Annotated in this window: 7 protein-coding genes; 3 read left to right on the plus strand and 4 right to left on the minus strand. The window is 65.9% G+C overall.

What is annotated here, in order from left to right:
• The first annotated feature begins 129 nt into the window (after nt 1-129).
• Nucleotides 130-1,512, plus strand: coding sequence for a hypothetical protein (locus tag EB084_13475; protein ID NDD29267.1), 1,383 nt, complete (start codon nt 130-132; stop codon nt 1,510-1,512).
• 43 nt (nt 1,513-1,555) lie between these two features.
• Here the strand turns inward: EB084_13475 and EB084_13480 are convergent, their stop codons facing one another.
• Nucleotides 1,556-2,854 carry a hypothetical protein gene (locus tag EB084_13480; protein ID NDD29268.1) on the minus strand — a complete coding sequence of 433 codons (1,299 nt, stop codon included), beginning with the start codon at nt 2,852-2,854 and terminating at the stop codon, nt 1,556-1,558.
• On the opposite strand from EB084_13480, the gene corA reads away from it, so the two are divergent.
• A complete protein-coding gene (gene corA, locus EB084_13485; GenBank protein ID NDD29269.1) occupies nt 2,766-3,758 on the plus strand; it encodes a magnesium and cobalt transport protein CorA in 993 nt (330 codons plus the stop codon). The genes EB084_13480 and corA overlap by 89 nt on opposite strands.
• Before the next feature lie 160 nt (nt 3,759-3,918).
• Here corA and EB084_13490 read toward each other — a convergent pair whose 3' ends face one another.
• Nucleotides 3,919-5,829, minus strand: coding sequence for a hypothetical protein (locus tag EB084_13490; GenBank protein ID NDD29270.1), 1,911 nt, complete (start codon nt 5,827-5,829; stop codon nt 3,919-3,921).
• A 554-nt stretch (nt 5,830-6,383) separates the two neighbouring features.
• Between EB084_13490 and EB084_13495 the strand changes: the two genes are divergently transcribed.
• Nucleotides 6,384-7,343: a transporter gene (locus tag EB084_13495; GenBank protein ID NDD29271.1), complete on the plus strand. Its 960-nt coding sequence runs from the start codon at nt 6,384-6,386 to the stop codon at nt 7,341-7,343.
• 54 nt (nt 7,344-7,397) lie between these two features.
• On the opposite strand, the gene EB084_13500 is transcribed toward EB084_13495, so the two are convergent.
• Nucleotides 7,398-7,985, minus strand: a complete 588-nt coding sequence (locus EB084_13500; protein ID NDD29272.1) for a hypothetical protein — start codon at nt 7,983-7,985, stop codon at nt 7,398-7,400.
• A gap of 239 nt (nt 7,986-8,224) precedes the next feature.
• Nucleotides 8,225-8,767 carry a hypothetical protein gene (locus tag EB084_13505; GenBank protein NDD29273.1) on the minus strand — a complete coding sequence of 181 codons (543 nt, stop codon included), beginning with the start codon at nt 8,765-8,767 and terminating at the stop codon, nt 8,225-8,227.
• Nucleotides 8,768-8,970: the final 203 nt, after the last annotated feature.

Here is an 8,970-nt window from a genome sequence, read left to right on the forward strand (position 1 = left end):
TTTACATCGCGGAAACATGCTGTTCACATCGTTCAGCGTGCGCTCAGCGCCGGCTCAGTACGCCCTGCTAGGCTGAATGTGGGCAGGCAAGTGTGCCCGTCCGAGCCAGAGACGCAAGAGAGCAGCCGCATGACGACGACGAGCCTGGGCAGCTATTTCAACCTCTTCCAGGGAGCGCCAACCGTGGCAATGAAGCCGATGGCCAGCCATTCGAGCACGAGCCAGCCCCCCGCGAGCGAGACGAACCAGGGCGAGGGCGACTCCTGCGTGCTCTCCCCCAAGGCGCGCGAAGAGGCGAAGGTTCAGGCTGACGCCAGCAAGTACGGTCTCCACTCGCCCCGCGACTACGTGCGCGACGGCTCGAACAAGCAGCTTCTCGACACGCTCAAGGCCGTGGTCGACTCCGACCCGGAGCTGAAAGGCTCGCCCCTCGCCAAGAGCGTGGCCAACGGCCGTGTCTCCGCCGACGACATCAAGCAGATACAGGCGTACGCCCAGAAGAAGGGGTACGACGTGGGGTCGACGGGCGTCGACGGAAAGTTCGGGATGCGCACCAGCGGCGCCTTGGAGCAGATGCTCAGCGACCGTGGCAAGGGGGGAGCGCAGGCAGCCGCAACACCGCAGCCCACCGCAACGCCACAGGCCGCCCCGCAGAACGCCCCAAAGACCGACACCGCGCCCGCCAAGGCGCCCTATGTGTCGCCCTACAGCGCGGGCGGTCGGCTCATGACCGCCACGCCTCAAAAGGACGCGGTGAGCCAGCGGCTCTACGGGCAGCGCACCAAGGGGGCCGATGGGCAGACCTACAGCAGCAACACGGGATACGGCCCGAAGGTTGCCGCGGACGATGCCACCGCGGCGAAGCGCTCGAAGGACTATGCCGAGCTGAAGCGGTTCGCCGAAGAGAACGGAACCCTCGACGGCACGTTCGTCACCCCCACGACCTCTCTCGAGCAGGACGCGGCCAACATGAACCGCCTGGTGGACGCGGGACTGACAGCGCGCAACCAGCTGCTCGAAAAGGCCTACAAAGCGCCGCCCCAGGAGCAGGCGGCCATGCGCCAGGCCGAGGCCGAGCTGCAGGCAAAGCGCGTCCAGGGCGAGCGCCTGGGGGTGTACATGACGGAAGCCCAGTACTTCAAGCAGCAGAGCCTCGCCATGGACAAGCTGTACAAGGACGGCGGGATCAGCCCCGAGCTGGGCGAGCAGAACCGCGCCTTCATGGAAATCAACCGCATGGCCGATCGGGCCGCCGTCAACATGCGCCTGAAGTTCGGCACCCCGGCCCTCCGGGACGCGGGCGAGAAGGCCACGAACGAGTCGCCCTTCAACCCGGCGCGAGGAACCACGGCCCAGCAGCGCCTCACCAACGCGTCCGCGCCGGGGTCGGGTCCGCGGGCGATCGAGTACACGAGCTGGCGGGCTGACAGCACCGACGGCAGCTTTGCCGTCATCACCCGTGCCGCGGCACAGCGCGCCGGCCTTCCGGAGCTCCCCGTCTGGGACGACTGAGCCCCTCTACCCTGGGCTCGAGCCCCAGCGCGGAGGCGGAGGCTCAGGCGGGGCGCGTCGACAGGTCGGCCACCTTCGCGCCAGGCGTGTCGCGCTCCCACAGGTAGACCCGCGTGGGGGTGTCAGACCCATGTCCGACCCACAGCCAGGTGACGGCGTTTCCATCGTCTGAGACGTCGGGCATGACGGGCATGCCCTCGTCATCACCCAAGGCGATCATCTGGTTCTCGCCGTTCTCGCGATACATCACGCCGACCTTCGGCTTCGACGGGTCAGTGCCACGGCGATCGAACGAGGTCCACACCATGTGCGACTCGTCTCCGCTCATGCGCGACCAGGTGTGATCGACCCCGGGCTCGCTGATGAGGGTGGTGGTCTCGCCGTTCTCGGAACGCATGATGGAGTTGAACTCGCCCGCGTTGTCTGTCCAGGTGAAGACCTTGCCGTCATCGGTGACGTCGCCGCGCACGCAGTCGCCAGGGCCCATGGCCATGGCCTGGATCAGGCCGTCTCCCGGACGCTCGCCGGCGATGAACGAGTTCTCGTACTTCTGCTGGCGGAAGAAGACCTGGTTGGTGTCGGCAATGAAGGGGAACTCAGACAGAATCGACCCGTCGGTGAGCAGCTTCGTCTCGCCGTTCTGCCACTTGCCGATGCGCCATGTGTTGAACCACGAGCCGTCGATGTCGTCATCCCACGCGATGGTGCTGCCATCACCAGAGACCGCCACGCTGTACTCGTTGCCCGGGCCGTTGGCGATGGGCCTGGTATGTCCGTCGCGCCACATGAGCACGTCGAAGTCGCTCTTGGGCCCGCTGAAGGGGCGCGCGGCGTAGGCGATGGTCTTGCCGTCGTCAGAGAGCGCCACGTTGGTGCAGGTGAAGCCGTCTTCGCTGATGCGCGTGGTCACGCCGTCTTCGTGCTTCATGACGCCCCAGCACCCGTCGTCGAGTCGCTGCGACCACACCACCACATGGCCATTTGCCGACACCCGCGGCTCGCTGGTCTTCCCGTCGGCCAGCAGCGTCACACGCCCTTCAGGCGCGGTGCGCATCGTCGTGATCATGGCTCTCCTACCCCTCGCTTGCTCTGATTCCCCTATCGTAGGGCATGCGCCGCAAGGAGTTGTTAACGATCTATTGACGTTCGGAAAGAGGCGACGCGACACCAGGGCTGCCCGACAGATCTCCCCGAGCGCGGGGCGCAGCACTGAAGGAACCTGACGCCGCAGCCAGAACCTCGCGAAGATCACCGTGAGGGGCGAGCCCGAGAACATGATCCAGACCATCGTATACGAGCACGAGATCCAGCGGTTTGGCCGCGAGATCCACTTCGAGGACATCAGCGACGTGGTCAAGGAACCGCGCAACCTTGTCTGGATCGACGTCGAGAAGCCCACCGAGCAAGAGATGCAGAGGCTGCAGCAAGAGCTTGCCCTTCACCCCCTGAGCGTCGAAGATGTGCTCCACGGCCACCAGCGCCCAAAGATCGACGAGTACGAGGGCTACTTCTTCGTGGTCGCCAACGCGCTGAGATACGACACGGCGAACGTGTCGCTCGAGCTCACCGAGATCGACTTCTTCATCGGGCGCAACTACGTGGTGACCGTGCACGATGGCACCTGCAAGGCGATAGACGAAGCGCTCACCCGCGCCCGCGCCCATCCAAGGGTGTTCGAGGAAGGGCTGGGGCTTCTCGTGTACACAATCATGGACGCGATCATCGATGAGTACATGCCCATTCTCGATCAGCTCGACGAGAAGATCGATTCCATCGAAGAGGGCATCTTCAACCACTTCGAGGCCGAGGCCATCAACGGCATCTTCCGCCTCAAGCGCGAGATGCTCAAGGTGCGTCGCAACGTGGGGCACATGCGCGACGTCTTCAACATATTGGCGCGCCGCGACCAGCCCCTGTTCTCATCGCACGCGGTGCTCTACTTTCAAGACATCTACGATCATCTCTACCGCATCACCGACGCCATCGACATCTACCGCGATACCCTCACCAGCGCCCTCGAGGCCTACGTCTCGCTCAACGCCAACAAGCTCAACGAGATCATGAAGGTCTTCGGCGGCATCTCCATCATCTTGATGACCGCCGCGCTCATCGCAGGCATCTACGGCATGAACTTCCAGTACATGCCCGAGCTGCACTGGTCGCACGGCTACCCTTCCGCCATGGGGCTCATGGTGGTACTCGGCCTGGCCGAGCTGGTGATCTTCAAGCACAAGGGATGGCTCTGAAGCCGCGCCCCGCGTCAGCGCGCGGCCGGCGGCAGCACCACGGGAGCGATGTCCGGCGCGCACGCTTCCGCCGGCGTGCGGGTCTGTCGCGTCGAAGCGACGCGCCCCGGACCGAACCAGGTCATGAGCTTCCGGGGGAACGCCGCGAGCGCCTCGGCACTCAAGGGGCCATAGTAGATGTCTGAGGTGACCGTTGTGAACCATTGAGCCCCTCGAGCCATGGGCGAAACGTCGGTTCGACGAGCAGCACGAGCTCGCGCAACCCGCTGGCGTCGAGCTCAGTCTTCAGTCCGAGCCGGCAGCGGTTCCACGTCGCATCGAAGGTGAAGCCCGCGACATCGACCTTGCACAGCCCCTCGATCACGGGAATCGGTTTCGTGGCATCGGCCGGTGCGTCGGTGGGCGGCGTCTGCGACGTCTGCGACGATGCGTCGGGCACGCCCGCCGGGTAGGCGAGCATGCGCACCATGCGACGAAGGGCCGCGAGCCAGGGGCCGCGCCAGTCGAAGTCGAGATCGATCTGCGTGCGATCCGGCGCAACCGTGACGTGTGCCTTGGAGTCCCGCAGCTCGACGGTCACGAGTCCGTGCCGCCGGAAGATGGGGAGAACCTCTCGCAGATCGGCGTGAGAGCTGAGGGCAAAGCTCGCATGGAGCCCCTCTTTCTCTGTGTTGGTGAACGAAAACGACATCGAGCCTCTGCTCGACGAGGCGACAGCGCGCATCTCGTCGAGCGCGGGGCGCATCTCATCGAGGTTCTTCACCATCTGCGAGAAGAAGGTCTGCGGCAGCTTGAAGCCGCTCATGCCCTCGATGAACGACCGCGGCGGATGAGCGAACAGGACGCGGATGAGATCAACGGCCCCCAGCAACAGCTGATCGGTGTTCTCAAGGCTGACCTCGGTATCAACGCCGACGCGATGGCCGTCGACGCTGGCGGAGATCTCGAAGCGCTTGACGCGTATGGCTGCCATGCGGGTGAGGGCGTCGTTGAAGGCAGGTGCGTCAGCCGCGTCGACACCGAGGCCCCGAATGAGGTCGGTGCGCGCGCCGTCCACGAGATGGGAGACGGTGAGGTCGACGACCATGGAGGCCAGGCCGCTCTCTGTGCCCGGCGCCTTGGCGCCTCGCGACGCCCCTTGCGGAACTGGCGCCGCTCCGGAGCCGCCGGGCGTCCCCTGCGACGCGTGCGGGTCGGTGACGGTGAGCGAGACGACCGTGACGTGATGCCGGGCCAACCTGCGGGTCAACCGGACCGATGCGGCCTGCGGATCGCGGGTGAGATTGCGCACCCTTCGCCCCAAGGGCGCGTTTGCGTCAGCCTCCATCTCGAGATGCAGCGAGAGCCCCGCGGCCACGTGCTGCACCTGCACCGTCGCACGCCTGAACGCCTGTGCCGATGACACGAACGGGGCGGTCATGTCGAAATGGGCGCGGTAGCCTGCCGTGTGGGTATCTCCGGCCACCGCCAGGTCGAGATGGGCACCCTCGACCTCGATCTGGGGCTTATGGCTCGCCGACTCGACCCGAAGGCCGGCCGTCGCCTCGCTCAGCCCCTGATCTGCGTGCGAATGCAGCTCACCCGTCATGGCCACCTCCTTGCCCAGGCTCGGCCAGACGCTCTCGAGCGTCGTGGCGATGCGATCCGGCGCCGCTTTCACTTGAAACGAACCGCGCGCCTCAGGCGACCAGAAGAAGCTGGGGATGTCGAACCCCGTGAGGTCGAGACGGTAGTGCTGGGTGAGCAGGTTGCCCATCATCGTCAGGTGCCCGATCTGGCTGTACCTGGGATGCGGATCGGTGGTATGGGCCCGCACGTTCCCTTGCGCGTCATGGACGATGTGCCACTGCGCAAGCTTCTCCGCAGACACGGGCGGGAGCGTTCTCTGCGATGGCTTCCCGGCCTTCGCGGCCTTCGCGGACGCGCGCGGCGTCGGGGAGGGCCGTGCGGCGATGGGCGCCGGACCGCTGTCGCCCCCCGCTTGAGGCGCTGCGTGAGCGGTGAGCGGTGACATCAGCATCAAGGCAAGAGGCAGGGCGAGAACGGCGGGTCTGCGCATCGGCGGCATCATCAACAATCTTCAGCGTGTGTTGGGAAGGAGGAGCATTTCCTGAGGTCGGGCTGTTCTCCTGGTGCCCGGAGGAGTGGCGCGGTCGGACACCGTAGAGTCGGCCGTGCTCTCTGTCCGCGTTTCACTGCTCTTGCTCGTCGCGTTCCTGCTGATGACGGCTGTGGGGTTCGCGCAGGATCAAGGGGGGCGTACGTCCGAAGCAGCGCCGGGCGCAGGGCACGCGAGCCGCTGCAGTGACGCGGCCTGCTGCTGCCCGCCAGAGACCTGTAGGTGTGCAACGTCGATTGCCTGTGATGTGTCGTGCGCGCCCGCATCCCCCCCTGCCTTCGTGGAACAGTTCTGGCGCGCACGGGGGAGTCTGCTGCCCGCGAGCGCCCTGCCGCGTCTCACACCCCCTCCCCACGCTCGGGTCGCCGCGCCACTGCTCGGTGGTCCCCCCCGACCGCCCGATCTCCGTCGCCTCCGCAAACCTCCTCGGGTAGCGTGACCCGACGGCGCGTCACACGCGTCGCGTTCCCACCACGCCCCCAACAATATGAGGAGGACCCCTTTCCATGTCCATTCGTCAAGCGCGTGGGTTCGCGCTTCTCTTTCTGCTGTTCATCGTGACGTCGCCCGCATGGGCGAGCTGCGGCGTCGGAAACTGCTCGGTCGACACGGGCCAGGAGATCCAGGCCTGGCAAGACGGCCTGATCTCTCGTCTCGACCTTCGCTACGACAACTACACCCTCGACCAGCCCCGCTTCGGGACGCGGCCGGTGGGCGTGGGCGAGATCCGTCGACATCACGACGAGATTCGCACGCGCAACCAGAACCTCTGGCTCAACGCCGACATCGCCACCAGCCGGAACTGGGGCTTCAGCGTGGTGACCCCCTACGTCTTGGAGCGCGCCCATGATCACGTGCACAACCACCATGGCCACAGGTTCTACGACGGCTGGAACCTCTCGGGCATCGGCGACATGCGCGTTCTCGGCCGCTATCAATCGAACTTCGACCCTGCATCGCGCAGCTTCTGGGGCGTGAAGCTCGGCTTCAAGCTTCCAACGGGCAGCACGAGCGACCGAAACAGCGCCGGCTCCGAGGCAGAGCGCATGCTCCAACCCGGCACCGGCAGCCTCGACGTGCTCGCGGGCGGATACTTCAACCAGGCCGTGGGCAAGGGCAATGGGTGGTTCGGCTCGGTGATGGTGCAGTCGCCCCTGACCACCCGCGACAAGTTCCGTCCCGGCCAGGCCCTCTACGTCGATCTGGGGTATCGCCAGAAGCTCGACGACCACTGGAGCGCGTTCCTTCAGGGCAATCTGCAGGTGCAGGGCCAGGATCAGGGCGCCAACGCCGAGCCTCCCCAGTCCGGGGGCACCTACTTCTTCATCACGCCTGGCGTGCAGTGCAGCCTCTCGAAGAGCGTGCAGGTGTACGGCTTCGTGCAGCTGCCCGTGTACCAGGGCGTGAACGACGTGCAGCTCACCCGCTCCTACGGCGTGAGCACGGGGCTCAACATAAGGCTGTGACCCTGCGGCAGAGATGAGACGCGGTGGCGGGTGGGCAGATATTCGGCCCGTCCGTCACCGCTCTACCTGCATCGGCGGAAGCGCCAGCGGGAGATTGGGGTAGGTGATCGTCCCGCCCGAAGGGGTCTTCCCCTCAACGGAGGCAACCACAACGGTGCTCGACGTCGGCGCAACCGTTCCAGAGCCGAAGAGGGGCGATCCTGTGCCTGCGCCGCCCCCACCGCCGCAGCCCACGGCCACCAGGGTCACGAGCGCCGCAGTGCCGAGAAGCCCCCCGACAACCCAACGACGCCGCGCCGCCATCCCCCCCGAAAGGAGCAGCAGTGGCGCAGTGACGGCCACGGCGGCCATGCCACCCCCATCCGCCTTCGAACCTTCGGCCGCGATCGGAGGGAGAGCAGAATCCCCTGCAGCGGAGACCTGCGCTCGTTCCAGCGCCAGCGTGAACGCTGCCGACCGCCCCGCGCTCACCGCCAGCGGCGGATCGAAGGTGAACACCGTGTTGGCAGATGGGGTCACCGAAACGGTGGCCATTGAAGGGCCTGCCGTCGCGTCAAGGGTCGCACGAGAGAAGAGCGACGGCGACGAGAACGCAATGGTCACCGACGTGATGCGCTGCTGCCCTCCATCGGAGCGCGCCACCGTGAAGGTTCACACAGGCGTAGTACCGGCGCCGACTGGGAGTTCAACCCGGGAGCCTGGCTCTACCGTCACCACGGCGACAGCGGGCGAGGGCGACGGGCTGGGCGAGGGCGATGGCGCGCAGGACCCGTGTTCGGGCGGCGTTCTCACCGAACACCGAGAAACGGCGTGGCTTCGAGCCGTGGTCTATTGCTGTTCGAAAAAACATCATCGCACAAAAACCTTTCCCCGTGCCATTGCTACCCCGTCTGCACGACGACCAGCCTGCAGCTTGGGCCTCCGCGGAGCATGCAGGTCATCTCGGTGAGCGACACGCGCTCTTTGAAGTGGTCGGCGATCCCCAGCACGATGCCTCTGGCCAGCGCGCACATCTTGCGCTGCGAGCGATAGACGATCTCGACCTCGCGCTTGCCGTTGCGCCTGCTCTCGAGGGCCGGAGGGGTGGCCCCAGGGTCGCGTCGCCGCACGACAGCGTGTATCGTCGTCTCGACGTTCTCGAGCACGTCGAGGGTCTTCCACTGCGGCTTCAGAGACGCGCCGTAGACCGAGAGCAGGCCGGGCACCAGCGCCTTCCCGAAGGCCTCGAGTATGACCGAAACCTCGGCGCCGAGAACCTGCGAGGCCGACGCCACGAGTCGCGTGATCTCGTCGTCCGGATATACCGACGTGGCCAGGTAGAGCTTATTGGGCAGACCAGCGCCACTGCAGATCTGCTTCCACAGCCCGTCACCATGCCCCTCGATGACGAAGGTCTTCAGCTGCGAGAAGATGATGCCGTGCATTACGACCTCCACTGTTCAGCCGAAACTTTCGTTCATCCGTTACAAGTCCTGCCCGTCTTGTTCAAGCGACAAACGCCCCTCTGGCGCGCACATCTCATCTGTGGTAGTGTAGAGGGCACGAAGAGAGAGGGGAGAGCCGCATGCAGGTCCCTGACGCGCAACGAGGCCACGCTAAGCCGCTGACGACCACGCCTGCGGCAGCA

Source organism: Pseudomonadota bacterium (assembly GCA_010028905.1).
In the GTDB taxonomy this organism is placed as follows: Bacteria; Vulcanimicrobiota; Xenobia; order RGZZ01; family RGZZ01; genus RGZZ01.

What these genes read in the sequence shown, in the direction of transcription:
- EB084_13490 (NDD29270.1), bottom strand. Translation starts at nt 5,829, where the DNA reads ATGATGCCGCCGATGCGCAGACCCGCCGTTCTCGCCCTGCCTCTTGCC.
- EB084_13505 (NDD29273.1), bottom strand. Translation starts at nt 8,767, where the DNA reads ATGCACGGCATCATCTTCTCGCAGCTGAAGACCTTCGTCATCGAGGGG.
- EB084_13480 (NDD29268.1), bottom strand. Translation starts at nt 2,854, where the DNA reads ATGTCCTCGAAGTGGATCTCGCGGCCAAACCGCTGGATCTCGTGCTCG.
- EB084_13495 (NDD29271.1), top strand. Translation starts at nt 6,384, where the DNA reads ATGTCCATTCGTCAAGCGCGTGGGTTCGCGCTTCTCTTTCTGCTGTTC.
- EB084_13475 (NDD29267.1), top strand. Translation starts at nt 130, where the DNA reads ATGACGACGACGAGCCTGGGCAGCTATTTCAACCTCTTCCAGGGAGCG.